At 33.9% G+C, this 25,284-nt stretch carries 27 protein-coding genes; 15 read left to right on the top strand and 12 right to left on the bottom strand.

Features of this window, described 5'->3' with window-relative positions; all coding sequences use genetic code 11:
* Window positions 1-3 precede the first annotated feature (3 nt).
* The 5 genes from AC4FQ3_RS01715 (at window position 4) to AC4FQ3_RS01695 (ending at window position 2,950) form a co-directional block, all read left to right on the top strand.
* A complete protein-coding gene (locus tag AC4FQ3_RS01715; RefSeq protein WP_491180625.1) occupies window positions 4-588 on the top strand; it encodes a flavodoxin family protein in 585 nt (194 codons plus the stop codon).
* 70 nt (window positions 589-658) lie between these two features.
* Entirely contained in the window at window positions 659-1,039 is a 381-nt protein-coding gene (locus AC4FQ3_RS01710) for a YidH family protein (RefSeq protein ID WP_491180624.1), read from the top strand.
* Window positions 1,040-1,152: 113 nt separating this feature from the next.
* On the top strand, window positions 1,153-1,671 hold the full coding sequence (locus tag AC4FQ3_RS01705; RefSeq protein ID WP_491180623.1) for a hypothetical protein: 519 nt from the start codon (window positions 1,153-1,155) through the stop codon (window positions 1,669-1,671).
* A gap of 123 nt (window positions 1,672-1,794) precedes the next feature.
* Window positions 1,795-2,241 carry a hypothetical protein gene (locus AC4FQ3_RS01700; RefSeq protein ID WP_491180622.1) on the top strand — a complete coding sequence of 149 codons (447 nt, stop codon included), beginning with the start codon at window positions 1,795-1,797 and terminating at the stop codon, window positions 2,239-2,241.
* A 40-nt stretch (window positions 2,242-2,281) separates the two neighbouring features.
* Window positions 2,282-2,950, top strand: coding sequence for an SRPBCC family protein (locus AC4FQ3_RS01695; RefSeq protein ID WP_073393971.1), 669 nt, complete (start codon window positions 2,282-2,284; stop codon window positions 2,948-2,950).
* 111 nt (window positions 2,951-3,061) lie between these two features.
* Here the strand turns inward: AC4FQ3_RS01695 and AC4FQ3_RS01690 are convergent, their stop codons facing one another.
* Window positions 3,062-3,355 (bottom strand): hypothetical protein, encoded by a 294-nt coding sequence (locus AC4FQ3_RS01690; RefSeq protein WP_491180621.1) that lies wholly within the window; start codon window positions 3,353-3,355, stop codon window positions 3,062-3,064.
* Between the two features lie 226 nt (window positions 3,356-3,581).
* Here AC4FQ3_RS01690 and AC4FQ3_RS01685 point away from each other — a divergent pair, with 226 nt between their 5' ends.
* Genes AC4FQ3_RS01685 through AC4FQ3_RS01675 form a run of 3 tightly spaced genes read left to right on the top strand, consistent with a single transcriptional unit; the run spans window position 3,582 to window position 4,331 of the window.
* Window positions 3,582-3,713 (top strand): hypothetical protein, encoded by a 132-nt coding sequence (locus tag AC4FQ3_RS01685; RefSeq protein ID WP_318800145.1) that lies wholly within the window; start codon window positions 3,582-3,584, stop codon window positions 3,711-3,713.
* Between the two features lie 21 nt (window positions 3,714-3,734).
* Window positions 3,735-4,040 carry a hypothetical protein gene (locus tag AC4FQ3_RS01680; protein WP_052483540.1) on the top strand — a complete coding sequence of 102 codons (306 nt, stop codon included), beginning with the start codon at window positions 3,735-3,737 and terminating at the stop codon, window positions 4,038-4,040.
* A gap of 39 nt (window positions 4,041-4,079) precedes the next feature.
* Window positions 4,080-4,331, top strand: coding sequence for a DUF7218 family protein (locus AC4FQ3_RS01675; RefSeq protein ID WP_463461262.1), 252 nt, complete (start codon window positions 4,080-4,082; stop codon window positions 4,329-4,331).
* Between the two features lie 189 nt (window positions 4,332-4,520).
* Here the strand turns inward: AC4FQ3_RS01675 and AC4FQ3_RS01670 are convergent, their stop codons facing one another.
* From AC4FQ3_RS01670 to pdxR, 8 genes are all read right to left on the bottom strand, one after another.
* Window positions 4,521-4,769, bottom strand: a complete 249-nt coding sequence (locus AC4FQ3_RS01670; RefSeq protein ID WP_042563437.1) for a hypothetical protein — start codon at window positions 4,767-4,769, stop codon at window positions 4,521-4,523.
* Window positions 4,770-5,091: 322 nt separating this feature from the next.
* A complete protein-coding gene (locus tag AC4FQ3_RS01665) occupies window positions 5,092-6,789 on the bottom strand; it encodes a ribonucleoside-diphosphate reductase subunit alpha (protein WP_073393968.1) in 1,698 nt (565 codons plus the stop codon).
* Between the two features lie 12 nt (window positions 6,790-6,801).
* Window positions 6,802-7,776: a ribonucleotide-diphosphate reductase subunit beta gene (locus tag AC4FQ3_RS01660; protein ID WP_042563435.1), complete on the bottom strand. Its 975-nt coding sequence runs from the start codon at window positions 7,774-7,776 to the stop codon at window positions 6,802-6,804.
* Window positions 7,777-8,463: 687 nt separating this feature from the next.
* Entirely contained in the window at window positions 8,464-9,231 is a 768-nt protein-coding gene (locus AC4FQ3_RS01655; protein WP_491180620.1) for a methyltransferase domain-containing protein, read from the bottom strand.
* A gap of 456 nt (window positions 9,232-9,687) precedes the next feature.
* Entirely contained in the window at window positions 9,688-10,842 is a 1,155-nt protein-coding gene (locus tag AC4FQ3_RS01650; RefSeq protein ID WP_491180619.1) for an alpha/beta hydrolase-fold protein, read from the bottom strand.
* A gap of 147 nt (window positions 10,843-10,989) precedes the next feature.
* Window positions 10,990-11,424, bottom strand: coding sequence for a carboxymuconolactone decarboxylase family protein (locus AC4FQ3_RS01645; protein ID WP_073393965.1), 435 nt, complete (start codon window positions 11,422-11,424; stop codon window positions 10,990-10,992).
* Window positions 11,425-11,456: 32 nt separating this feature from the next.
* The gene (locus tag AC4FQ3_RS01640) at window positions 11,457-11,912 is read right to left on the bottom strand and encodes a MarR family winged helix-turn-helix transcriptional regulator (RefSeq protein ID WP_491180618.1); all 456 of its coding nucleotides are present in this window, start codon (window positions 11,910-11,912) and stop codon (window positions 11,457-11,459) included.
* 84 nt (window positions 11,913-11,996) lie between these two features.
* Window positions 11,997-13,460 (bottom strand): MocR-like pyridoxine biosynthesis transcription factor PdxR, encoded by a 1,464-nt coding sequence (gene pdxR, locus AC4FQ3_RS01635; RefSeq protein WP_491180617.1) that lies wholly within the window; start codon window positions 13,458-13,460, stop codon window positions 11,997-11,999.
* 78 nt (window positions 13,461-13,538) lie between these two features.
* Here pdxR and AC4FQ3_RS01630 point away from each other — a divergent pair, with 78 nt between their 5' ends.
* Entirely contained in the window at window positions 13,539-14,177 is a 639-nt protein-coding gene (locus AC4FQ3_RS01630; protein WP_491180616.1) for an FMN-dependent NADH-azoreductase, read from the top strand.
* Window positions 14,178-14,208: 31 nt separating this feature from the next.
* Window positions 14,209-15,093 (top strand): EamA family transporter, encoded by an 885-nt coding sequence (locus AC4FQ3_RS01625; RefSeq protein ID WP_491180615.1) that lies wholly within the window; start codon window positions 14,209-14,211, stop codon window positions 15,091-15,093.
* Window positions 15,094-15,203: 110 nt separating this feature from the next.
* On the opposite strand, the gene AC4FQ3_RS01620 is transcribed toward AC4FQ3_RS01625, so the two are convergent.
* Window positions 15,204-16,412, bottom strand: a complete 1,209-nt coding sequence (locus AC4FQ3_RS01620; protein WP_491180614.1) for an MFS transporter — start codon at window positions 16,410-16,412, stop codon at window positions 15,204-15,206.
* Window positions 16,413-16,567: 155 nt separating this feature from the next.
* A complete protein-coding gene (locus AC4FQ3_RS01615) occupies window positions 16,568-17,149 on the bottom strand; it encodes a TetR/AcrR family transcriptional regulator (RefSeq protein WP_491180613.1) in 582 nt (193 codons plus the stop codon).
* 313 nt (window positions 17,150-17,462) lie between these two features.
* Here AC4FQ3_RS01615 and AC4FQ3_RS01610 point away from each other — a divergent pair, with 313 nt between their 5' ends.
* The 5 genes from AC4FQ3_RS01610 to AC4FQ3_RS01590 all read left to right on the top strand — a co-directional run bounded on the left by AC4FQ3_RS01610 (window position 17,463) and on the right by AC4FQ3_RS01590 (window position 23,575).
* Complete coding sequence (locus AC4FQ3_RS01610; protein ID WP_042563431.1) at window positions 17,463-17,897, top strand: DUF1810 domain-containing protein; 435 nt, start codon at window positions 17,463-17,465, stop codon at window positions 17,895-17,897.
* A 266-nt stretch (window positions 17,898-18,163) separates the two neighbouring features.
* Complete coding sequence (locus tag AC4FQ3_RS01605; protein ID WP_491180612.1) at window positions 18,164-19,642, top strand: ankyrin repeat domain-containing protein; 1,479 nt, start codon at window positions 18,164-18,166, stop codon at window positions 19,640-19,642.
* 10 nt (window positions 19,643-19,652) lie between these two features.
* Window positions 19,653-20,132 (top strand): DUF2271 domain-containing protein, encoded by a 480-nt coding sequence (locus tag AC4FQ3_RS01600; RefSeq protein ID WP_073393957.1) that lies wholly within the window; start codon window positions 19,653-19,655, stop codon window positions 20,130-20,132.
* A gap of 6 nt (window positions 20,133-20,138) precedes the next feature.
* Window positions 20,139-22,340 (top strand): PepSY domain-containing protein, encoded by a 2,202-nt coding sequence (locus AC4FQ3_RS01595; protein WP_491180611.1) that lies wholly within the window; start codon window positions 20,139-20,141, stop codon window positions 22,338-22,340.
* Between the two features lie 224 nt (window positions 22,341-22,564).
* Entirely contained in the window at window positions 22,565-23,575 is a 1,011-nt protein-coding gene (locus AC4FQ3_RS01590; RefSeq protein ID WP_491180610.1) for an FAD:protein FMN transferase, read from the top strand.
* A 476-nt stretch (window positions 23,576-24,051) separates the two neighbouring features.
* Here the strand turns inward: AC4FQ3_RS01590 and AC4FQ3_RS01585 are convergent, their stop codons facing one another.
* Window positions 24,052-25,284 (bottom strand): response regulator, encoded by a 1,233-nt coding sequence (locus tag AC4FQ3_RS01585; protein ID WP_491180609.1) that lies wholly within the window; start codon window positions 25,282-25,284, stop codon window positions 24,052-24,054.

The raw sequence follows: 25,284 nt of genomic DNA, 5'->3' as shown, positions 1-25,284 counted from the left end.
CATATGAAAGCTATTATACTACTTGCCACCTTAAAAAATAAAGGCAGATCTAACACAGAAATTCTTGTAGATTTTTTTGCTAAATATCTGATCCGGCAAAAAATTGAATTCGAAATAATAAAACTTGTTGATCACAATATTGTTCCGGGAACTTATACGCAAATGGATACAAAGGATGACTGGCCGAATATTTACAACAAAATTCTGGAAGCTGAAATTTTACTGTTTGCAACACCCATTTGGTGGAACAATCACTCCTCTGAACTGCAAAAATGTATTGAACGGCTTGATGAGGTTTACGACATTATTTTGAGCGGAAAAGATTCTCCGCTTGACGGAAAAATTGGCGGTGTAATTGTAACAGGCGATTCAGATGGTGTAGAACATATAACAGGAAATATTGCCAATTTCTTTTGTAGCATTGGTGTTACGGTTCCGCCTTATACTTCGCTTGGCGTTATTTGGGAAGGCCATGCCAAAGATGCAAAAAAGACCAAAACCGAGCTTTTAAAGTACTACAAAAACACCTATGAAAAAGATGCTCAGGCAATGGCAGAATCTTTGAAAAAAGCAGCAGGCAAAAGCTGATAATACTTTAAATAAAAGCAAAATATTAAAATTACTAAATAAGAATATCGTGGATAACAAAAATAATAATATGATTAATGAGCACATGTCAAACGAACGTACGTTTTTGTCGTGGATTCGTACTGGCATCGGAATTATGGTATTTGGTTTCGTGATTGTAAAGTTCTCATTATTTGTCAATCAATTACCGTCCACGTTTTTTAAAGATTCAACTATTCCAAAAAATGGACTAACTATATTTATTGGTATCTCTTTAGTGCTTACGGGCGCTATTACTATCTTGTTATCCTACTGTAAATACAGACAAGTACACAGACTTTTACAGCGTGGCGAATATTTATATTCTACAATGCTTTTAACAATCCTTACGGTCGTTATTTTTCTTATGAGTATTATTATAATTACCTATTTGATAATGGCTGCCTATCCCTTTACATTTCTCGAAATCTAACAAAAACAACTGATATACTGTAAATTATGTAATTACAAAATATCTGTTTTATAAAATTTTGATTTTCTGTACGTGTAACTTTACAATCATACAAAAACTTAAAATTGACTATTATGAACTTAAGAGAAAAAGAAAATTACGGTCAAACTGACACGGATTTTCAAGACAATACAAATCCATCTAACAAAAATGATAATATCCCTTTTGATAATTCGGTCACCAATGACATAGAGCAGAACTTAAATCGAAGTTTTAGTAATCAACAGGATCGTGATGATGAACTCGACGATGAAAATGACAATGATTTACGCACAAATCCTGATGAGGATTATGACAATGATTTGAATGAGGATTATTTGAGTGAGGATGAAAAATTACAAAATGAAAGAGATGCCAGAAATGATGATGGTTTTGGAAAAAGCGATGCTGAAGATAATGATGACTCATTAGAAAACGACAAGCAAGATGATGAAGACAACGAAAATCTTGATAATGAAAAAAGACAAGATTATGTTTCCGGAGATGCTTCGTTAACCGAAGATATTGATCAGGATCTTGAAGAAATTGATCCGGTAAATCATCCGCGTCAATTCTCGAATAAAATAGCGATTAAAAAAAGTCCTGCCAAGTAATGAAACCTAATAAAGATATTGTACTTCCTTGTCTCAACGTTGTTTTTTCATGCTGATACTTTAATAAAGTTGATGACCTGGAAGTACATTTTTTAAGTAACCTAATTTCAAAAAAGTACTAATATGAACTTTCATGCATTTTTACAGATCCTCATTTCTTCCATCGCAGCAACAAGCGTAATGACGCTGTTTAGTTATGCCGTTTCGGCAAGCGTAAGAGAATTATACAAAGAGCCTGTACTACTTACGTACATCCTGACAAGATTTCACATCGAAGTATCTCTAAAAACAAAAAGAGTATTAGCATGGATTTTACATTATATTATCGGAGCTTTTTTTGTTATTATATATCACTATTTGTGGCTGTATGATGTTGTAGAATTTTCGTGGCAAATTGCATTACTTTTTGGTGCAATAAGTGGTATTATAGGCATTTTGGGCTGGATGATTTTATTCAAAATTATTCCGCAAAAACCCAATATCGATTTTAAGGGATATTATACACAACTATTTGTCGCGCATGTTATTTTTGGTTTGGTTGCTTTTTTGGTTTACAAAACTTTCTTATAACTATTCTTAAAATAAATAATAAAATTAAAAATTAGAAATTATGGAAACAAATACATCAGCTTCGATACAAAAAAAATCAAAACTTAAAACAAATGTATCTACCCTCGAAAGAGTTTTAATGGTTACAAGCGGAGCATATCTTTTATATTCCGGTTTATCCAAAGAAAATAAAAATGCCGGAAAAATTGGTGTTGGCGGATCAATGCTTTTACGAGGAATTTCCGGATATTGCCCTGTTTATGATGCAGTTGATCATTTAAAAAACGACAAAGCATCAAATGTAAACATCCGAATTAATAGCGTGATCAAAAAACCTATTAGTGAAGTATACGCTTTTTGGCGTGATTTCGAAAATTTACCAAAATTCATGAATCATATTGAATCTGTAAAACCTCTAAACTACACTACCTCTGAATGGACAGCCAAAGGACCTATTGGAATTGGAAAAATAAAATGGAAGGCAGAAATTGTGAAAGATGAAAAAGAAAAATTAATCAGCTGGAATTCCCTACCCGATTCTACAATAAAAAATGCCGGAAAAGTAACTTTTAAACCAAAAGGAAATGCTACAGAAATTGATGTAACTATTTCATACCACGCACCATTGGGCGTTGCAGGAGAAAGTGCCGCAAAACTTCTTAATCCATATTTTGAAAAACTGGTAAAAGACGATATCCTAAATTTTAAAGCATATTTGGAGTCTGTTTAAATATAATTTTCTCCAATTAAAAAAGCCTGTAATTAATTATTACAGGCTTTTTCAAAATAATCAAGTTGAGGAATTGAATTAGTAATCAATAAAAAAGTAATAATAAGTCGGTTATTTGCCTTTTGCAGTACCTGTAGAATCTGTATTTAGAGAACTATTCCCTTTTTGTGTAGTTCCTGCAGATCCTGATCCGGTCGAGCCTTCGCCTGTTGCACCGGTCGTACCATTTGTGGCAGAATTAACAGTTGTACTGTCTGATACAGAACTTACTGTATCAATTGTTTCTGTAGTAATTGTATCATTTGCGGAATCACCTGTATTGCTTCCATCAGCCTTTTTACAAGAAAATAAAAGTCCTCCAAAAAGTAAAAACAATACAATTTTTGATTTAAATAAAGTCTTCATAATATTAAAATTTTTCTGTTAGTATTATTTCAAATATAAAATTCAGCTAAAGCAAATTTTTATACAATTACTCCTAAATCTTATAGAATTATTAAATGTATTTTCAGTAATACTCAGATTTACAATTACTTATTCAGTAAATAATATAAATATTTAGGTAAATAGTATAAGTGTTTGATATTCATGGTTTTTAGATTTGTAATGTAAACTTTAAACTTTCTTTATCATGAATACTTCAAAAAACAGTTATGCTGAAAGTTCCAGAACTTCAGATAAAAAACACGAGTCAAAAACGACATCGTCGAGAAGTAATGAAAAGCCTCATACAGATTATAAAAAATCAACTTTAAAAAAATAATTAACTCTAAAAATTCAAATTATGATACAAGAACCAAACGAAAATTTTGATCTGGAAGGTCACAATTTTCAATTAGCAGACGAAGGAATCAATTCTGAAACTATGGAAAACCAGGATCCTGCAATTAATCAGCACGAAATAGACAATTCTGATTCTGTTTATGAAGAATCGGATTTGGATACAGAAACCAGAAATGACTACGATCCGTATCAGGATGATCTGGACGATGAAGATATTGACCAGAATATCGATGAAGATTTAGACGACGACGGTGATGGTGACGGTTTTGAAGAGGATTTTGACGAAAAAGACCGATCTGATTACTAGACAGAAAAACGATTATTATAAACTTTAAAATGTACTATTATGCCAGGAAGAGATCCGGGTCCTTCAATTAAAGACAAGGACCAATACGAAGCACTGCGCGATAAAGGTTACAGCAAAGAAAAATCTGCGCGTATATCAAATAGTCAGGGAGCCGAAAAAAGAGGCGGAAAAAGTGGTGACTATGAAGACAGAAGCAAACAGGACTTGTATGCCGAAGCTAAAAAAGCGGATATTAAAGGAAGATCGAAAATGACAAAAAAAGAGTTGATGCACGCACTGCGCAATAATTAAATTCTCGATCCAAAATGTATTACACAACAATTATAAGCAATTAAAAAGCCTTCATAATTTGAAGGCTTTTGATTTTTTCTATTGATTTAAATTTGATTTGGTTACTTTGTCATTTTTGTGAACGATAAAGGTTTGAATATAATATTCATTTGGTTTATTAATGGCTTTTGGTTTTAAATAGCGATCTGTTTATCTGAAAACAGTTATAGTGTCTGCTAAATTTTCTCTGTTAATGAAAGCCGCAATAAATTCCTGAACTTCGGTAGTACTTTCTTTTGGGGTTTCGAAAGAATTAATATGAAATTCATCGTCCTGATCAAGAATATGAATGATTTCCGTATAGCCCTTAGAAATTAAACTACCTTTTAATTTAATTATATTCAACTGCTGTTGGCTGTCCAGCTCTTTGCGAACTTTTAGTTTTATAGCTCTTTCCATAGTTAATATTTTAAATTATTAGACGTATAATTATATCCAAATATAGCTATTAATTGTTTTGACGCATCACTAAAAAGCAGTTATAAGTCATTATTTATCAACATATTAATAAACAATATGTTAAAATCCGAAGTTATTTTTATTTTAACATATTATAAGTTATTTCTTCAAATTGAGACATAAAAAATCCCACTTCATTGCGAAATGGGATTGTTTTTATCCAAAGTTTAAACAAAGTTTTAAACATTAATTGCCCAAAATTGACATTATCTTCCAATAATTGTTTTTTGCAAAACAAGATTTGTCGTATTTGGCTTCTAATTTACGATTCACAGCTGCTGCAGGAAACAAGACTTGTAACAAGTTCTTTAGAAACACTTTGGCTTCGTTGGTAATACAAACTTTTAATTCCAAGCTGCCACGCTTCAATAATCAAACGGTTGACTTCTTTAATCGCTAATTCTGAAGGAATATTAAGATTGATACTTTGCCCCTGATCTACAAATTTTTGTCTTATTGAAGCTTGTTGAATTATTTCAAGCTGACTGATTTCTTTAAAGGTTTTAAATACATCTTTTTCTGTTTGTGATAGCTGCTCCATATGTTGTACGCTTCCGCCGTTTAACATAATTCCTCTCCAAACCTCTTCATTATCAAGACCTTTTTCTTCAAGCAATTTGGTTAGGTATTTATTTTTTCTCATAAAATTCCCTTTGCTTAAACCTGCTTTGTAATAATTACTGCTAAAAGGCTCAATTCCCGGAGAAGTTTGTCCTAATATAGCAGATGATGAGGTTGTTGGCGCAATCGCCATCGTCGTAGTATTGCGTCTTCCGTAGCCTTTTAATAGTTCCGGTTCACCATAAATACGTGCTAATTCCTGAGATGCTTTATCGGCTTTTTCACTAATGTGCTTGAAGATTTCCGTAGTTTTCATTTTAGCTTCCAATCCTTCAAACGGAATCATATTTTTTTGCAGATACGAATGCCATCCCAAAACTCCAAGCCCAAGTGCGCGGTGTCTTTTTGCAAAACGATTTGCTGCAGAAAGATAATAGTTTCCTTCTGTTTTTTCTATAAATTCCTGCAATACAGCATCAAGGAAAAAGATGGCCAGTTTTACGGCTTCGGTATCTTTCCATTCTTCGTAAAGCTCCAAATTCATAGACGAAAGACAGCAAATAAAGGATTCGTCGTTTCCTGACGGAAGCATAATTTCACTGCATAAATTACTGGCATTAATAGGAAGGTTTTTATCTTTATAAACCTGTGGCTTGTTTTTGTTTACATTATCAGTAAAAAAGATATAAGGCAATCCTTTTTGCTGACGGCTTTCTAATACTTTTGCCCAAACCTGACGTTTTTCGATATCACCATCAATCATTTCCTGCATCCAGTAATCTGGTACACAAATTCCTGTAAACAGGTTCTGAATAGGGTTTCCGATGCTTTTTATCTTTAAAAACTCTTCAATATCCGGGTGGTCCACATCAAGATAAGCCGCAAATGCACCTCGGCGAACGCCACCTTGCGAAATCGTATCCATCGTAGTATCAAAAAGTTTCATGAAACTTACCGCTCCACTACTTTTTCCGTTATCCGTTACAGCGCTTCCGCGTCCGCGTAATTCACCAAAATAACCAGATGTTCCACCGCCAATTTTGGTTTGCATGATAACTTCGCCCAATTTATGGGTAATCCCTTCAATTTTATCCGGAACGTGAACATTAAAACACGAAATTGGCAAACCGCGCTCTGTTCCCATATTTGCCCAAACCGGCGAACTAATACTCATCCATCCGCGCTCAATCATTTCTACAAAAGAATCTTTCAATTCAGGTTTGTAAAGTCTTTTTGCAGCAGCGGTACAAATTCTGTCAATTGCACCTTCTACGGTTTCTCCTTTTAAAAGATAACCACGATTTAATATTTGTTCACTTTCAGAGTTTTTCCACCACATTTTGTTATCGGCATAACTTAATGGCGGAATATTTGTTTCGGTTGTATGTAATGTACTCATAATATATTCCGTTTAAAAAAGATCGTTTGCAGTAATACTCTTATCATGTTTGGTATATTCTACCGGTCTTTTTGCAAAAAAATCATCCAGACTGTTTGCAAATACTTCTTCTTCAAACCAAGCCATATTCTTGTAGTCTTCTGCAGGAACATTAAATATGGTCGGAATTCCAATTTGACCTAAACTTTCATCAATTCTAAATTTCATGAAGTTTACTAAATCTGCTTTTTTGATTGTTTCAATTTCACCTTCTTCAAAAATCCAGTCTAAAATATCAGACTCTACGCCTATTGAATGTTTCACTGTTTCTCTGATCATTTCTAAAGTATCGGCATCAAAATAATCCGGAAATTCTTCCCGTATTTTATTGATGATATAAATACCTCCATTGGCATGAATTTGCTCGTCGATAGAAGTCCACGCAATAATATTGCTCACATTTTTCATGTAACCTTTAAATCTTGTAAACGATAAAAGAATCGCAAACTGACTAAAAAGTGATACATTTTCGATCAAAATACTGAATAAGATCAGTGATACCATATATTTTCGGTTGTCTTGCGAACGTGTATCTTTAAGAACATCCGAAAGATAATCTACACGTTTACGAACCACCTCAATGTCCATTAATTTTTCGAATTCATCATTATATCCCAAAACTTCCAAAAGACGCGAATAAGCCTCAGAATGCCTGAACTCACATTCGGCAAACGTACTTCCCAAACCATTAAATTCAGGTTTTGGAAAATGCTCATAAATGTTGCCCCAAAAACTTTTTACCGCCACCTCAATTTGTGCAATTGCCAGTAAACTATTTTTGATTGCCGTTTTTTCGGCTACATTTAAATGAGAGTGAAAATCCTGTGTATCAGCAGTAAAATCAACTTCGGTATGCACCCAATATGCTTTATTGATTGCTTCTGTAAATTGTAGTACCTCTGGATATTCAAAAGGTTTATAGTTGATTCTCTTATCGAAAATAGACATAATATATAGTATTTAATAATGAACTAAACAAGAATAAAAAGCCAGTTACGAAGTGGGAATAACGGCGTTTCTATACTTACAAAATTAAGCCACTGTTGCTTTTTTGTTATCCTTTTGATGTTAAAAAACCAGCCAATTATCAACAGCTGTCATCCTATTGAAATAGACCAAAAAATTAGTTTTTATGAACAGGGAGATTAGTCTGGCTAATGCCCGAATTATCAGTTATTTATAAAGAATCTAAATAAAGTTATCAACAGGAAAATGGACATCAAATTGACCTTTTAAAAAAACACTTATCAACAGCATTTTTTTAAAAACTGACTTTTTCTTGCCAAAATCCCTCTTTTCAAAAGAAAAAAAAGAGCGGGATTTTGTTTTTAAATAAACTAAAAAATTAAATAATTTCAATCTGAATCATTTTAGATAAATAAATATAAATATCTTATTTACAATGATTTAAATCTAAAATTTAACCGCAAAGAGCGCAAAGTTTTTACGCATCCCGAAGCCTCGGGATGCAAAAGTTTATTTTGAGTACGTGAATATCATAGAAAGGTCACAAAGCTAAATCAATATAAAACTTTGCGAACTCTGTAATTTTATAAAAATCTTATTTGGAAAAAGTTTTGCGAACTTTGCGTATCCCGAGGCTTCGGGATAGCGTACTTTGCGGTTTAAAAATAATTATGTTTTCTTCCCATAAAGCAAAATCCTTTTAAATGAATATATAGCAGGAAGTTTAGGAAATTCAGCTGCTATTCTCTCTTTGTAAGTTTTAATAAAAAGTGTTCTCTCATCTCCGTCAAGTCTTTCTATATAAGGAATCAATGCCGAACCCGAAATAAAATTATAAAGCGTCTCGTGATCGTTGGCAATAATTGGATATACTTTTTGCATGATCTGAATATCTTCGAGTCCGCCATCAAAAAGTAGTTGCGCATAATCATCGATGCTCAAAACGGGAGAATCTCTTTTAAAACCGTTTAGACAGGACTTAAACGATTCTTTATCAACCAATTCAGAAAGGATTTTATTGAGTTTATTTTCCGGCTGAACTGGCATTTGCACCGCAAATTGTCCTTGCGGATTAACTAATTCTATTAATTTAGGAAATAATATTTCGTGATCGTTTGACCATTGCAAAGCGGCATTGCTAAAAATCAAATCCCATTTTTCTCCCGATTCAATTGTTTCTTCTGTGGTCGCTTTTTTAAAATGTAAATTATCTGTTTCTAATGATTTTGACTGTTCCAGCATTTCATCAGAAGAATCGACTCCCAGGAAATTGGCATTCGGAAATTTATCGGCCAATATCGCCGTTTGTTCGCCTGTTCCGCATCCCAAATCAATGGCTTTCATAGATTCCATCGGTTTAATAAAATCGATTAAATCATAAAACGGCTGATAACGAATGTTTTTGAATTTATTATAGATTTCCGGATTCCAGGGCATTTTGTATTGGTTTTAATTGTGATGTTTGTTAAAGATACAAAATTATTCACTCTTTAATTTCTTAATCATTTCCTTCCCATTTTCATTCTGTGGGTTTATTGCAACAGTTTGCTATTGATATAAATATGTAGTCCCTACGGGACAATTTTGTGGTGGGAACATATTTTTTGCTACCAACATGTAACCTCTCCGAGGTATTATTTTAATAATCCTTAGGAGTTATATATTGGTAGAAATATTTTTTTTACCAACATTTAACCTCTCCAAGATATTATTTTAATACTCCTTTAGGAGTCATATATTGGTAGAAATATTAATTTCCGTTTTTAAAATTGTCCCGTAGGGACTACATATAAAAATTACCCATCTCTCCAAGGTCTTCCTAATTTATCGCAATCGCTATGCGAAATCTTTGCACAACGTCATGCAAATTGATTTTCTCGATTAAAAGCAAAATTATTCATTCTTCAATTTCTTAATCATTTCCTTTCCATTCTCATTCTGTGGATTTATGGCAATTGATTTTTCATAATTTTCAATAGCCAAAGATTTCTGTCCGTTTATCATATAAGCTTCCCCCATACTGTCATAAACATTAAATGAATTTGGATGCAATTTGATATTCTGCTTAAAAAATTCGATAGCTTCATCAATATGTTTAAACCGAAGTTGTTGATAACCAAGTTGATTTATAAAATCTTCCGTTGGATTTATGTTATAACCTAATTCATTGGATAATTTTTTAAAATGCTCTTCAATATCTTTATACAAAATTTTATTTGAGTTTAAAAAAGCTTCCGTATGCCAATTTTTGTAAATAAACCGAAGTCCGTCATACATGCTTTTATAAGGTACAGAAAAATGATTTTCTTCTTTGTATTCTTTATAATTCCACTGAAAAGATTTTGAAGCAAACATTTTTAATTGTTTCGTTAATAAGTCAACAGCCTGTTTATCTTCATTGGCAATTGATACAAAAATCTTTCTCGAAAGCTGTTTATTTTTCTTAAGATACAAAGCGTACTCTTCCATTACTTTATCTCTGTTTTTATCACCTGTCAAAGCGGGACTAATAAAAATTGATGCCTGAAATAATTCCGGCGCATTTTCATTGGCATAAATTCCAAAGAGTCCGCCAAGTGAATGTGCTTCAAGAATTCGATAAGGCTGTGTTCTGTAGTTTTTGTCGATGTACGGAACAAGTTCGTCTTTTATAAAACCGAGAAATTTATCTGCTCCATTTTCTTTTGAATCAAATATTGGTGTAAAATCCCTTCCGCGTTCTGTATTGGGAATTGCTACAATAATCATCTTTGAAATAAAATTAGTCTCAAAATCAGAAAGAAAATTGACCATTTCTGAAACATATTTAAAATGACTTCCGCCGTCAAGCAAATACAAAACCGGATAAGTATCTGTCGAAGCGTTGTATTCCGGAGGAGTATGAATCCAGATTGTTCTGTCTTCGTTAATTGCTTTAGAATGAATTAAAAATTGCTGTTGATTTGCCGGAGGAATGGAATCTATTGTTTGTGCCGCTGCATTTTTCGAAGAGAAAATTAAAAAAAGCCCGCAAATGCAAACAATAAATTTATGAATTTGAGTTTTCATACTTTTGAAGAATTCGTTAAAACTAACCTCACCATAAAGACCGCAGATATCATAAATTGTTACATTTTTTATATTTTAATTGTATTCTTTTTACAATAACTAAAAACCCTCGATATGAGGGTTTTTAGTTTTATATTCTTATAAGTATTAAGCCGGAATAAGATTCGTAGAAATACCAATTCTGTTCCACGCATTAATAGTAATGATAGCTAAGATTACTTGTGCCAGATATTTTTCGTCAAGAACTTTAGCCGCTGCTTCATAAGTTGCATCGCTTACATGATGGCTTATTAAAGTAACTTCTTCTGTTAAGGCTAATATGGCACGTTCTTCATCTGTAAAAAACGGAGTATCGCGCCAAGCGTTTAAGGCATAAATACGCTGTTCTGTTTCGCCGGCTTTACGCGCCTCTTTGGTGTGCATATCAATACAAAAAGCACAGCCGTTTATTTGCGAAGCCCTAATTTTAATTAGTTCTTTATGAGTGCGGGTTAAAGAAGTACTTTCAATGAATTTTTCTAATCCTAAAATGGCGTTATATCCTGCAGGCTCTACTTTGTCAATACGAATTCTTGTTTTCATTTTTCTAAAATTTATATAATTATTGTTTCTATTTAAGCTGTTCTGTATTTTTCTAATAAAAAATTAAGGTTTTCAAATTCCTTCAAAGTCAGTTTATGAGAAAGTTTTTCTTCATAAACATCCATTCCTGGTTTTAAATCCCTCAAAATTTCCATACCTGATTTAGTAATAAACACATCAACTTTTCTTCGGTTTTTACTGCAAACTTCTCTTGTAACATATCCTTTTAAAAGTAATTTATCGACTAAGCGAGTTGTATTGCTTGTCTTCGAAATCATTCTTTCCTGAATTTCACACATATTTGTTGGCTTACCTTTTTGATCCTCTAAAATCTTCAGAACATTAAATTGTTCCGATGATAAATCAAAACATTTTAAAATCTCGTTGAAATTTTCGGCTAAAACATTTTGCGTATGCAGAATATTGGTGAGAGTTCGTTTGCTTAAAGATCGTATTGCAGTAAATTCATTTTTTGAAGTTGTGCCCATAACTTGTTTTCTTTACAGCAAAATTAGAGCAACAATCCGGATACAAAATATGCCAATTTTAAAATAAAGACTAGCCCAGAAAAGTTACTGGACTACCTTTTTAAGAATACCTAAAGCTTTCACCATTTCTTTTTCTTCAAGTGAAGCAAAACCTAATCTCATGGCGTTAGTAACAAACGATTCATTTTTGTAGAATTTTCCATTATCGATAGAAAGTCCATTTTTTAAGGCGTTTTCAGACATCTTAACCAAATCAATTTTAGAATCAAAATGAGACCATATTGCAAGGCCGCCTTCTGGTATTTCAAATTCAATTGTATCTCTAAATTCTGACTGCAGAATATCACAAAAAAGATTTCTACGTTGTTTGTAGATTTTTAGCGATTTACGAAAATGCCTTTCCATTTCACCATTATTAAACAAAACAGAAAATGCATCTTCCAGAAGCGTATCTCCCTGTTTGTCAATTAATTCTCTTAAAGAAGCCACAGCATCAATAAAAACTGAAGGTCCGGTCATAAAACCGATTCTTAAGGCTGGCGCAAATGTCTTGGAAATCGAACCAATATAAATGACATTATGATTGTGATCAATACTTGCCAAAGGTAAATATGGTTTGTTTTCATAATGGTAATCAAAATCGTAATCGTCTTCGATAATAGCAAAACGAAATTCTCTGGCCAGGTTTAACAGTTTTAACCTGCGTTCCATACTCAGTGTTACCGTTGTTGGAAAATGATGATGCGGAATTATATAAACTACTTTTATTTTTTGCTTTTGCAGAATTTCCTCCAGATAATCAATGTCCATTCCGTTAGCATCAACAGGAATACGCACTAAATTAGCGCCGGCATATTTGAAAGTATCGTCGGCATAACTATAATTCGAAGTTCCAACTGCTACAACATCAGACGGATTTAAAAGCAATTGAGCCGTCAGGTAAATCCCCATTTGGCTGCCTTTTGTAATCAGGATATTTTCAGAAAAAACAGCTAAGCCTCTGGTGTTTGAAAGATAATTAGAAATCGAAATACGGAGATGTTCAGATCCTTTTGAACTGCCATATTTCAGGAAATTTTTTCCGTAAAATTTCTTCGAAAGACTTCGATATTCCCGCATAAGCTGATCTACGGGAGCCAAACGCACATCTGGAAATCCATCGTCTATGCTGAGACCGGCTTTTTGAAAATTCCGGACCGGACGGGCTTCTTTAAATTTATTGGTCCACAAAAATGATTCTTCTTTACCACTATTTTTATTGGTTTCAGGAAGTTTGTTTTTTGAGATTACAGGCAATTTCGAAAGTACAAAAACACCTTTTCTCTCAACAGATTCTGCCCAGCCCTGACTAATCAATTCTTCATAAGCCAATTTTACCGTATTTCTGTTAATGCCAATTAATTCGGCAAGAATACGAGAACTTGGTAATATATCAGACGGCTGCAGTGTACCATTTGTTATCAAAGAAATAAAGCTGTTGCATACCTGTATATAAATAGTAACAGGAATGTTTCGATCAATTTGAATTAAAGATTTATATGGCAACATCTGGGCTGTAGTTTTTATCAAAATTGGCATACAAAGTTAATCCAAAATCAGGATACATTTGCTCAAAATTATTTAAAAATGAAAAATATATTAGTCATTAATTCAAGCGCAAGAACGCTTAATTCTCAAAGCAGAAAACTTACTGAAGTATTTGTTGAACAATGGAAAAGTATTCATAACAGCTCTCTTATTACTCTCCGTGAATTGGGCAATCATCCTGTTTCACATATTGGCGAAAAGTGGATTGCCGCTGCTTTCAAACCCGAAAATGCAAGATCTCAAGAAGATAAAGAGGCACTAAAAGAAAGCGATAATTATATTGCCGAATTACGTCAGGCGGATGTTATTGTTCTCGGTGCCCCGATGTATAACTGGTCGATTCCAAGTGCGCTTAAAGCTTACATTGATCAGGTTTTAAGGGTTAACGAAACCTGGAAACTCAATCCTGAAAATATCGCGAATCCCTACGTTGGATTACTTGAAAATAAAACTCTTTTTTTAATGCTTTCAAGAGGTTCTCACGGTTATGAAAAAGGAGAATTTAACGAGCATATGAATTTTCAAAGCGATTACTTAAAAACAGTTTTTAATATCATGGGAATTCATAATATTCATTTTGTGGCTGTTAACGGTTCAGCACTTGATCCCGAAATATTAAAACAAACCATAAGAACGTCACACCAAAATATAAAATCTCTTATTGAAAGCGAACTTTAATAAGCGATATTGATCAAATAAAAACATCGAAATGAAAAATAATGTACTCAAAGGAAGCCTTTTTATTGCACTTGGAGCCACAAGTTACGGCATGCTGGCAACCTTTGTAAAAATGGCATACCAAGAAGGTTTTACAACCGCCGAAGTGACGATTTCACAATATGGTCTTGGCTTTATCGGACTTTTAATTTTGAATTTATTTCGCAAAGAAAAACCGATTTTAAAACCTGAAACTTCAAACTTAAAAAGTACTTTCAGGCTAATATTTGCAGGAACTTCACTTGGTTTAACAAGCACTTTTTATTACCTCTCAGTGCAGTATATTTCTGTTAGCGTAGCCATTGTGTTATTAATGCAAACTGTTTGGATGGGTGTTATTTTTGAAATCGCGGTGCATAAAAAAATGCCCGGATTGCGTAAGATAATTTCTGTTTTCATCATTTTGGCTGGAACATTCCTTGCCACAAACCTGTTTCAGGAATCAGTAATTATAAACTGGAAAGGTTTTTTGTTTGGCATTCTGGCTGCAATGTCTTATACCGCAACAATGTATTCCTCAAACCATGTTGAACTTCATTTTCCTCCGTTAAAAAGAAGTCTTTTTATGATTATTGGAGGCTGTATTGTAGTCGCTTTTATTTTCTATTCGTCGATCAACTCAGATTTTTCCTTTGCTGTTATTCTGCGCTGGGGTATTTTGCTTTCTTTGTTCGGAACCATACTTCCGCCGTTACTTTTTACCAAAGGAATGCCTCTAACCGGAATGGGTTTGGGAGCAATAATTGCTTCTGTCGAAATTCCTGTTTCTATTGCAATCGCTTATATATTCCTCGATGAACCTGTAAGTTTTCTGCAATGGATTGGTGTAATATTGATCTTATTTGCTGTAGCATTTATGAACCTTCAGAAAAGATAAAATCAATAAAATTCCAATTTAAAAAATTCCAAATTCCAATATGAGTTGGAATTTGGAATTTTTTATTTGAGTTTTTTTACTTGGAATTTGGAATTTTTTTATTTGGATTTTTAATTTTTAACAGTTTCCAAATGCACCGCTCTATATCTATTAAAAACAATAAAAATAATACCGATAATAAAAATCAAAGAAATATTTGTTAACCCTAATAAAAACTGACTTTTAACGGCATATAAATTGACAAATCCGTAGCTAAATATCGAACTCACCATATACGTTGCACCGCCTGTAAGTCCGCTGGCAACTCCGGCATTTTTAGAGAAACGGCTTAAACAATAGCCATAAATAATATTAAAGATAAAACCGCCGCACATATTGATTCCCATTGTAAAAGCGATTAAAGTATAAATATTACTTGCTATTGAAGAGGTAAAAATCATAAGTAAAACCAAAGTAAACTGTATTGAAACCGCAATAGTTATTTTTTTAGCCAAAGGTTTATGAATAAGAGATTTAGCCGTGATTCCGCCCATCATAACAGCTAAACCAGATAATAATGAACTGTAACCCGTAGTAACGGCAGAATACCCAAATACGCGTTCTACAATAAACGGACTCGATAAACTGTAAACTACAACAAGACCAAAACAAATACCAAGAATTATGATTCCCAATGTAAAATCGGGCGATTTTAAGATGTTTGTATACGTTTGTGCGATAGACTTTAGTTTAAATTCATGAAAGTATTTTAAAGATTCTCCGCTATACAAAAGTTCCAGAATTAAGAACAATAATGACAATCCGCCAAGAAAATAAAAGTTAGATTTCCATCCAAAAATATTCTCTAAATATCCTCCTAAAAATGGCGCCATAATAGGCGCGCAGGCCCAAATGATTGAAAATAAACTAATGTAACTTTTTAGTTTTTCGCCAGAATACAGATCGACAAAATAAGCTCGTTTTGCTATTACAATAAAGGCAATCGCAATTCCCTGTATAATTCGCATGGCATAAATAACATAAATATCCGGCACTAATGCAATTACGAAACTGGTAATTGAAAAAACAGCAAGCGACGCGATGCTAATTTTAAAACGCCCAAAACTATCGAGTATACTGCCTATAAAAACCTGGCTTATACCAAGGCTAAACATAAAAAAGACTAACGAAAGCTGAATAGCTCCTGCCGAAACCTGTAAATCTTTTGCCATTGCCGGCAGCGATGGCAAATAAATATCTGTTGCAAATCCCGATAACGGAATTAAAGCAAATGCTAATTTGGTGCTAAAACCCTGATGGTTTTCTTGTAAATTTCTCATTTTATTAAATTAATTAGTAATACAATAGACCGATCGGTCTATAATTTTGCAAAAAAAACACGAATTTCACGAATTAGCACGAATTTAGTTAGTGAAATTAATTACACAAACTAAGTTAACCATCCAGATTTGTGCAAATTAGTGAAATTCGTGTTTTATAATACATATTTTTCGAATTCGTTTTTTAGGCTTTCTAAAACAATCTTCATCTGATCATTATTTCCTAATATTTTTCTACATAAAATACCACCTTCGATCATGGAAAAAGCTTTAATGCTAAAATGTTCCGGGTTTATTTCTGCTGATAATTCTTTATTATTAATTCCGTTCTCGATAATGTTATAGAATCTTTTCTGGGCAGCCAGAATCGCTTTTTTTACCTGCTCTTTTATAACGGGGTTTGTATCATCGGCTTCGATCCCGAAATTTAATATCGGACAGCCTTCAGTCATATTTTTATCATTTTCATACACGTCTAATAAGCTGAAGAGTTTGGCTTTCGCCGAAGTTCCCTGCGCGACTGCCGTTTCGAGTTTACCTGCCAATTGAGATCTTAGGTATAAAAATGATTCTCTGCAAATTTCTTCCTTATTTTCAAAATTGCCGTAAATTCCGCCTTTTGCCAGTTTTGTGGCTTCCATAATATCCGTCAATGAGGTTCCCGCCATTCCTTTTTTGTTAATGATGGGTGCCGATGCTTCGATAATAAATTGTCTGGTACGATCTGCTTTACTCATGATTTCTAAATTTTACAGTGCAAATATAGACCGATCGGTCTAAAAACACAAATATTTTAACTTTTTATTTTTATTACTGACTCCTGTTTCAATAATAATTCAGCATGACAGCACTCAATTTTTATCATATAAACTAAAAATCAGGTCTTAAATTTTAAAATCACTAAACACTAATCGCAACCCATAAGATTTTTTTTACAGCCTAGCAATTCCGCGGAAAAAAACCAAATTATAAAGATTTGGTAATGTAAATCAAGACATATTTTGATTAGTTTTACCTCCAAATTGACCCCAAATAATATTCCAATACAGAATGGCTTACAACACAAATGATCTGATGCGCTTTTTAGACGCTCAAAATAAATTGTACTTAGTTGCACTTGCAGAAATTAAGAAAGGGAAAAAAGAATCTCCCTGGATGTGGTTTATTTTTCCGCAGATAAAAGGTTTAGGTTCAAGTGATACTTCGAAATTCTACGAGATTAAAAATGCCGACGAGGCAATGGCTTATCTGGAGCATCCTATTCTTGGAAAACATCTTCTTGAAATTACTAAGGAACTCATTAATACAAACGAAAAAAGCGCCCTGGAAATTCTTGGAGATAGTGATGCCGAAAAATTAAAATCGAGTATGACATTATTTGCCAACATTCAAAATACAGAGCCTGTATTTGAGCAGGTTATTAATAAGTATTTTGGCGGATCGTACGATTTTCATACGATTCAGCTTTTATACAGCAATTTATAGTATAAGGAAAAATTTACCGCAAAGTGCGCAAAGTTTTTTTTAATTAAGTTTATACAAAAGGCAAAGTTCGCAAAGCTGAGTCTATTAACTTTGCGAACCTTGCGTAATCCTTTGCGAACTTTGCGGTTAAAATCTTCACCTCATAAAATTAATTATATCTTATTCTTTATTATTTGGAAATATTCTAAATAAGCAATAACTTTCGCCCTCGAAATCCCGAAGTGGAAATTTCATTACATAAATACCCATTTGCTTATATCTCCAATATGAAAAAAACAATCTTTGCAGTCCTATTATTTGCTTCGCTTTTTGTTAATGCACAGCAAAACAAGCTTCTGGATGCTAATTTCTGGAAAACTTCTCCAGATTTAGCCACTTTAAAATCTACAATTGACAAAGGAAATAACCCTACAGAATTAAATCAATTTGCGTTTGATCCAACCGTTTTAGCCATTAATAATGGTGCTTCAAACGAAGTTGCGAAGTATTTAATCGAACTTCCGGGCAACGGAGTAAACAAACTTACACACGACGGTCGTATCTATTTACATTGGGCGGCCTATAAAGGAAACGCTGAATTGGTAGAATATCTTATAAAAAAAGGTTCTGATATTAATCTTGAAGACAGCCACGCCGCTACACCTATCGCATTTGCTTCCGGTACCGGAGTGGTAAACCCTGCTACTTATGATGCTTTTTTTAAAGCAGGAATTGATCCTAAAAAGAAATACGACGGAACAAGTTTATTATTACTTGCTATCCCGAACGATAAAGATCTTACAACAACAAATTACCTGGTATCACAAGGTTTATCGCTAAAAGACGTTGATAAAAACGGGTACACAGCTTTTGATTATGCTGCAAGAGCAGGAAATATTGCACAGCTAAAAACCCTTGTTGAAAAAGGTGTAAAATATACAGATTATGCCTTAATTTCTGCTGCTCAGGGAATGCGTCGCAGTGCAAATCCTATCGAAGTTTATAAATATCTGGTAGATGATTTAAAATTAAAACCAACCGTTACGGCTTCAAACGGGCAAACTGTTCTTCATATTTTGGCACGCAAAGAAAAACAGTCTGAAATTGTAAAGTACTTTATTGACAAAGGTGTGGATGTAAACAAAGCCGATAAAGACGGAAATACTCCTTTTATAGTAGCATCAGAAGGAAAAGATCTGGAATTACTGCAAACTTTACTGCCAAAGGTTAAAAACATTAATGCCGTAAATGCTAAAGGAGAATCTGCGTTGACACAAGCTGTAAAAGGCAGTTCGGCAGAAATTGTTTCGTTTCTTTTAAGTAAAGGAGCTGATATTAATGTGACAGATACTAAAGGAAATAATCTGGCTTTTTATCTTGTAGATTCTTTTAGAAGTTCTGGTGAAGCATCGCAAAAAGATGATTTTGGTGATAAACTGGCAGTTTTAAAAAGTAAAGGAATAAATTTCGCAACGCCACAAAAAGACGGAAACACCGTACTTCATATAGCGGTAATCAAAAACAATATTAACCTGCTAAAAAAACTGGAAGGACTTAATATTGATCTAAATGCCAAAAATAAAGAAGGCTTAACTGCACTGCATAAAGCGGCTATGGTGGCAAAAGACGATGTTATTTTAAAATATTTGGTAGCATTAGGCGCAAAAAAAGAAATCAAAACCGAGTTTGATGAAACTGCCTACGATTTGGCAAAAGAAAATGAGGTCCTGAAAAAAAATAATACATCGGTTGAGTTTTTAAAGTAAATAATTATACATGAAATCATTATCAAAAATCTGCCTTGTGGCAGTATTCGCGTGTCTTTTCTCATTTAAGGCAGCTGCACAAACTGACAAATACAAATGCCTTTTACAAATGTCTAATTACGTAGGCGAAGGCGCTTATATCGTAGTATCGCTTATTGATCCTAAAGGAGAATATGAAAAAACATTATATGTAATGGGCGATGACAAAAAATGGTACAAAAGCATCAAGGAATGGTATAAATTTTATGCTAAAAAACCGGATATCAGTGCCAAAACAGGCGCTTCTGTAACTGGCGGAGACCGTAGCGTAACTACATTTGAAATCGAAGCTTCGAAATTTGACAAAGGCTATAAAATTCGTTTTGAAACTGCCGTTGAAGACCAAAAATATCATGTAACCGATGCAGAAATTCCGTTTACAACAGAGGGAATCGCTGAAAAAACTGAAGGAAAAGGATACATCAGATATGTAAAATTAAATAAGATATAAGGCATAATGATATTATCCGTTTGGAGATACGCGCATTTAACTCTCGCTGTATTTTCTTCTCTATTTCTAATTCTGGCATCAGTTACAGGAACTGTACTTGCCGTAGACGCTGCACAGGAGAAAATACAGCCTTATGGCGTGACAAATTTTGATGATTTGACTCTTGCTCAAACGCTTCCCGTATTGCGTAAAAACTATATGGAAGTGACTGAAATTAGTATCGATCACAATAAATTTACAACACTAAAAGGCCTTGATGACGATGGCAATGATATTGATGCCTGGATAAATCCCCAAACGGGAAAAATTATTGGCAAACCCCAAAAGAAAAGCGAGTTTATACAATGGGTAACTTCACTTCATCGTTCGCTTTTTTTGCATGATACCGGAAGATTTTTCATTGGTGTCAATTCTTTTTTGCTTTTTCTTATTGCCATTTCCGGTATTGCATTAGTTGTACAAAGGCAAAAAGGCTTTCGCCGATTTTTTTCTAAAATAGTCAAAGATAATTTCAGTCAATATTATCACGTTGTTTTAGGAAGATTCATGTTGATTCCCATTTTTATTATTGCACTTTCGGGAACGTATCTTTCTATGTTACGATTTAAGGTTTTCACCGAAAAGCCAATCCAGCCGAAAGAAATTAAAGCAGATACAAAAGCTTCTAAACAAAAGAATATTGCCGATTTTGACATTTTCAAAAAGACAAAACTTTCTCAGGTTCATAAAATAGAATTCCCTTTTGATACAGAAGATCCCGAAGAATTTTTTATACTAAAACTGAACGATCGCGAACTAAAAGTAAATCAGTTTACAGGACAAATTGTAAGCGATGCGCTCTACCCGACTACCGTTTTACTTGAAAATTTAAGTCTTGATCTTCATACTGGCCGGGCGAATATTATTTGGGCTATTGTTTTGGCTTTGGCGTCATTAAATATTCTGTTCTTTATATATTCCGGGTTTTCGATGACTTTAAAACGCAGGGAAACCAAGATTAAAAACAAACATAAACCCAAAGACAGCCGTTTTATTCTGCTTGCAGGATCTGAAAACGGAAGTACTTTTCGCTTTGCCAATGCTATTCATACACAATTGATTGCCAACGGATATTCTTCTTATTTAGGAGGATTAAACCAATATACGTCGTTTCCGGAGGCCGAACATATTATCATTTTCTCTTCGACACATGGTTTGGGCGATGCACCTTCAAACGGAGGTAAATTTTTAACGTTGCTAAATCAATATCCGCAGAAAAAAAAGGTCAATGTTTCTGTCGTTGGATTTGGTTCTAAATCATACGCAGATTTTTGTGGTTTTGCCAAAGAAATAGACAATTGTCTAAGCAAGCAAAATTGGGCAAGCAGAATTTTAGATCTGCATACTATTGACGACAAATCACCGGCACAATTTACAGATTGGGTAAAAAACTGGAACACGCAAACCGGACTAAACCTCGCGACAGCTCCCGCTACTTATGCCCAAAAACCAACCGGATTGCAAAAAATGATGGTGGTAGAAAAAACACCATTATCTGAAATCGATCATACTTTTATGATGACGTTGAAACCTAGAAAAAAAGTCAAATTTACATCTGGAGATTTACTGGCTATTTATCCTGACGGAGATGGCAGAGATCGTTTTTATTCAATTAGTAAAACTAACGGTAATATACAATTGGTTGTAAAATTGCATCAACATGGTTTTGGTTCGGGATATTTGTACAATCTTGAAGCTGATTTTGTTATAAAAGCGAGAATTGTTCATAATGAAGGATTTCATTTTCCTAAAAAAGCTCCAAAAGTGGCTTTAATCGCCAACGGAACGGGAATTGCCCCATTTCTGGGAATGATTGAAGGAAACAAGAACAAAACAGAAACGCATTTATACTGCGGTTTTAGAAATGAAACTGAGTCTGTTGCCCAATACAAACAGTTTGCAGAAAATCAAATTCAAAGCGAAAACCTGAAAAGTTTTCACATTGCTTTTTCGCGTGAGCAAAACCAATGTTATGTTATGGATTTGATTCGAAAAGATGCTGATTTTTTTGCCGATTTATTGAAATCTGGCGGAAAAATTATGATTTGTGGTTCGCTTGCGATGCAGCAAGATGTTGAAAAAGTGTTGGAAACCATTTGCATGGATAAAAACAAAACCGATCTAGCGTATTATAAAACTCATAAACAGATTCTTTCTGATTGTTATTAATTTGTATTAAAAGATTTTTCACGCAGATTTGGCAGATTGCTTCGCCAGTTCGCTATCGCTCGGGTGAGCAGATTTTATTTTAATGTTTAAGTCTGGTTTGTCATTTCGACGAAGGAGAAATCACATCCAGAGAGCGACGTACTGTGTGTCTTTACTTTATGTGATTTCTCCTCCGTCGAAATGACATAAAATGAGAATAAAATCTGCATGAAAAATAAATAATTATGAAAACTAAATCATACCTTAAATATTCCGCAACTGTTTTATTAGTGCTTTGTTGTTTTACATCAAATGCACAAATTTTGCGTAAAAGAACCACCCTTCTTATGGGAGGGCGATTCGACATTAGCATTGTTGCGAAAGATTCTATAACCGCAGAAAATTCGATTGATACTGTTATTGCAGAAATTACAAGAATAGAAAACCTGATTTCTGACTGGAAACCCACTTCTCAGGTTTCTGAAGTAAACAGAAATGCGGGAATTGCACCCGTAAAAGTAGATCGTGAGGTTTTTGAATTAACACAAAGAGCGCTTCAGTTTTCGAAAATTACAAATGGCGGTTTTGATGTGAGTTTTGCGGCTATGGACAGAATCTGGAAATTCGATGGTTCGATGACAACAATGCCAACGGAAGAAGCGATCAAACAATCTGTTGCAAAAGTGGGATATCAAAATATTATTCTCGACAGCGTTCAATCGACTATTTTTTTAAAATTAAAGGGAATGAAAATTGGCTTTGGCGCTTTGGGCGAAGGTTATGCAACCGATAAATGCCGTGATATGATGCTAAGCAAAGGAATAACAGCAGGAATTGTAAACGGCTCTGGCGACATGACGGCCTGGGGAAAACAGCCAAATGGCAAAGACTGGAATATCGGAATGACAAATCCTTTTGATACTAATAAACTTTTTGCCGTTGTGCCTTTAAATGATGGCGCTGTAACAACATCAGGAAGTTATGAAAAGTTTGTTGTTTTAAACGGAAAACGATATTCGCATATTATTAACCCAGCAACCGGATATCCGTCTACAGGACTTTGCAGCGTTACAGTTTTTGGTCCAAACGCCGAAATGGCAAACGGTTTCAGCACATCGCTAATGGTTTTAGGAAAAGATGCGGGATTAAAATTGATCAATAACTATCGGGATTATTCCTGCGTAATGATTACGGATAACGGGAAGATTATTAAATCGAAGAATTTTAAGATTGCTAAATTTCATCCTAAAATATAAGGATGTAAAAAGGTGTAATCCCTACGGGATATTTTTATTGGGGTGAATTTCTATTTTTTCTACCAATATGTAAATCCTAGCGGATTATCATTATTCATGATATTATTTTATTGATATCACTAGCTATTTATTACAAATAAATTAATCACAAAAAATAACTAAACGTACTGTTTGTTATTTCGACGGAGGAGAAATCTCCGTGAGAAGCTCGACAAAGATTGGATTTTCGTTGCGGAGTTACTTGCGGAGATTTCTCGTTCCTCGAAATGACAAACTGCACGGAAATATTCTAAATGACAAACTTTGTAGATTATTGTTAGTGAGGTTGCTTCGTTCCTCGCAAGGACAAACTGCAGGAAAATACTCTTATGAAAATGATTGCCCTAGCCCCGATAGAAGTGGAAATCCTTTTGTGGCGGGGTTCGCCACAAAAGATTGAAACGGATAGCGGGATTAGCTCCTGAAAAAAATTATAATCAATGCGGAATATAAATATTAAACGTCGCCCCTTTCATTGGTTCTCCGCTTGCCGTGATAAAACCGTTATGATTCTCCACTATTTTCTTAACAATGGCAAGACCAATTCCGGTTCCTTCGTAAACATCTTTGCTGTGTAATTTCTGGAAAACACCAAATATTTTTTCATTGTGCTGCGGATCAAAACCAATGCCGTTGTCAGCAAAACGAATATGGCAGTATTTTTTATTTGGAACTAATTTTTCATCCAACTCTGCGCCATCTGCTACACGGCTGCTAATTTTTATAACTAAAGGCTCATCTTCTTTGGCAAATTTAATCGAATTGTAAATTAAATTTTCCAACAACTGTATAAACTGAAACGGAATAATGCACGCCAATCCGTGCAAATCGGTTTCAATTACAGCGTTTTTTTCTAAAATATTTTCCTGTAAAGCTTCCTGAATATCTGCAACAATTTTATTCAGATCAATAGTTTCAAAACTTCTGTCGACAATAGTGGTGCGGGAAAAAGTAAGCAGACTGTTGATTAATTCTCTCATTCTATTTGTCGAATACAAAATTCGGTTGAATTTTGCTTTTCCGTCTTCAGATAAATTCGGATATTCATTTGAAAGTATCAGATTTGTAAACGTCTGTATTTTTCTTAAAGGTTCCTGAAGATCGTGACTTGAAATGTAGGTAAAAGCATCCAGTTCTGTATTTTTCTTTTTGAGTTCTTCGGCATGTTTTTCTATCGCCGCATATTGAGCCTCAAGTTTGGTATTGGCTTTTAAAATGATTTCGTTTAAGGTTCTGGTTTCTTCTTCCTTGGCACGCAGTTCCTGATTTTTTCTAAATAATTCTGTAAAAACCATTACTTTGGCCTGCAAAATTTCTGGAGATAAAGGTTTAATCATATAATCTACCGCACCAGATTGATATCCTTTAAAAATATACTCGTTGGCGTTCATGTTGGCTGTCAGGAATATAATCGGAACATGCTTTAATTTATCGCTTTGTCGAATCAACTCAGCGGTTTCAAAACCATCCATCAGGGGCATTTGCACGTCCATTAATATAATTGCAAAATCCTGATTTTTCAATAGAATTCTCAAGGCATCTTTTCCCGAAGATGCCTCGACAAATTTGTAACCTCTGTCGGCGAGAATTACCTGTAATGAAAGCAGATTTTCTTTTTTGTCATCTACAATCAAAATTTTGATTGGATTATCTGCAATGTTACTTTTCAT

The sequence above is a fragment of the Flavobacterium sp. AK-345 genome (assembly GCF_058310175.1).
Note: the sequence above shows the minus strand (reverse complement) of the source record. Positions and strands in the feature narration are given on the sequence as shown.

Excerpts from the sequence above, each read along its gene's own strand:
- AC4FQ3_RS01715 (WP_491180625.1), top strand. The coding sequence starts at position 4 with ATGAAAGCTATTATACTACTTGCCACCTTAAAAAATAAAGGCAGATCT.
- AC4FQ3_RS01710 (WP_491180624.1), top strand. The coding sequence starts at position 659 with ATGATTAATGAGCACATGTCAAACGAACGTACGTTTTTGTCGTGGATT.
- AC4FQ3_RS01705 (WP_491180623.1), top strand. The coding sequence starts at position 1,153 with ATGAACTTAAGAGAAAAAGAAAATTACGGTCAAACTGACACGGATTTT.
- AC4FQ3_RS01700 (WP_491180622.1), top strand. The coding sequence starts at position 1,795 with ATGAACTTTCATGCATTTTTACAGATCCTCATTTCTTCCATCGCAGCA.
- AC4FQ3_RS01695 (WP_073393971.1), top strand. The coding sequence starts at position 2,282 with ATGGAAACAAATACATCAGCTTCGATACAAAAAAAATCAAAACTTAAA.
- AC4FQ3_RS01690 (WP_491180621.1), bottom strand. The coding sequence starts at position 3,355 with ATGAAGACTTTATTTAAATCAAAAATTGTATTGTTTTTACTTTTTGGA.
- AC4FQ3_RS01685 (WP_318800145.1), top strand. The coding sequence starts at position 3,582 with ATGAATACTTCAAAAAACAGTTATGCTGAAAGTTCCAGAACTTCAGAT.
- AC4FQ3_RS01680 (WP_052483540.1), top strand. The coding sequence starts at position 3,735 with ATGATACAAGAACCAAACGAAAATTTTGATCTGGAAGGTCACAATTTT.
- AC4FQ3_RS01675 (WP_463461262.1), top strand. The coding sequence starts at position 4,080 with ATGCCAGGAAGAGATCCGGGTCCTTCAATTAAAGACAAGGACCAATAC.
- AC4FQ3_RS01670 (WP_042563437.1), bottom strand. The coding sequence starts at position 4,769 with ATGGAAAGAGCTATAAAACTAAAAGTTCGCAAAGAGCTGGACAGCCAA.
- AC4FQ3_RS01665 (WP_073393968.1), bottom strand. The coding sequence starts at position 6,789 with ATGAGTACATTACATACAACCGAAACAAATATTCCGCCATTAAGTTAT.
- AC4FQ3_RS01660 (WP_042563435.1), bottom strand. The coding sequence starts at position 7,776 with ATGTCTATTTTCGATAAGAGAATCAACTATAAACCTTTTGAATATCCA.
- AC4FQ3_RS01655 (WP_491180620.1), bottom strand. The coding sequence starts at position 9,231 with ATGCCCTGGAATCCGGAAATCTATAATAAATTCAAAAACATTCGTTAT.
- AC4FQ3_RS01650 (WP_491180619.1), bottom strand. The coding sequence starts at position 10,842 with ATGAAAACTCAAATTCATAAATTTATTGTTTGCATTTGCGGGCTTTTT.
- AC4FQ3_RS01645 (WP_073393965.1), bottom strand. The coding sequence starts at position 11,424 with ATGAAAACAAGAATTCGTATTGACAAAGTAGAGCCTGCAGGATATAAC.
- AC4FQ3_RS01640 (WP_491180618.1), bottom strand. The coding sequence starts at position 11,912 with ATGGGCACAACTTCAAAAAATGAATTTACTGCAATACGATCTTTAAGC.
- pdxR (WP_491180617.1), bottom strand. The coding sequence starts at position 13,460 with ATGTTGCCATATAAATCTTTAATTCAAATTGATCGAAACATTCCTGTT.
- AC4FQ3_RS01630 (WP_491180616.1), top strand. The coding sequence starts at position 13,539 with ATGAAAAATATATTAGTCATTAATTCAAGCGCAAGAACGCTTAATTCT.
- AC4FQ3_RS01625 (WP_491180615.1), top strand. The coding sequence starts at position 14,209 with ATGAAAAATAATGTACTCAAAGGAAGCCTTTTTATTGCACTTGGAGCC.
- AC4FQ3_RS01620 (WP_491180614.1), bottom strand. The coding sequence starts at position 16,412 with ATGAGAAATTTACAAGAAAACCATCAGGGTTTTAGCACCAAATTAGCA.
- AC4FQ3_RS01615 (WP_491180613.1), bottom strand. The coding sequence starts at position 17,149 with ATGAGTAAAGCAGATCGTACCAGACAATTTATTATCGAAGCATCGGCA.
- AC4FQ3_RS01610 (WP_042563431.1), top strand. The coding sequence starts at position 17,463 with ATGGCTTACAACACAAATGATCTGATGCGCTTTTTAGACGCTCAAAAT.
- AC4FQ3_RS01605 (WP_491180612.1), top strand. The coding sequence starts at position 18,164 with ATGAAAAAAACAATCTTTGCAGTCCTATTATTTGCTTCGCTTTTTGTT.
- AC4FQ3_RS01600 (WP_073393957.1), top strand. The coding sequence starts at position 19,653 with ATGAAATCATTATCAAAAATCTGCCTTGTGGCAGTATTCGCGTGTCTT.
- AC4FQ3_RS01595 (WP_491180611.1), top strand. The coding sequence starts at position 20,139 with ATGATATTATCCGTTTGGAGATACGCGCATTTAACTCTCGCTGTATTT.
- AC4FQ3_RS01590 (WP_491180610.1), top strand. The coding sequence starts at position 22,565 with ATGAAAACTAAATCATACCTTAAATATTCCGCAACTGTTTTATTAGTG.
- AC4FQ3_RS01585 (WP_491180609.1), bottom strand. The coding sequence starts at position 25,284 with ATGAAAAGTAACATTGCAGATAATCCAATCAAAATTTTGATTGTAGAT.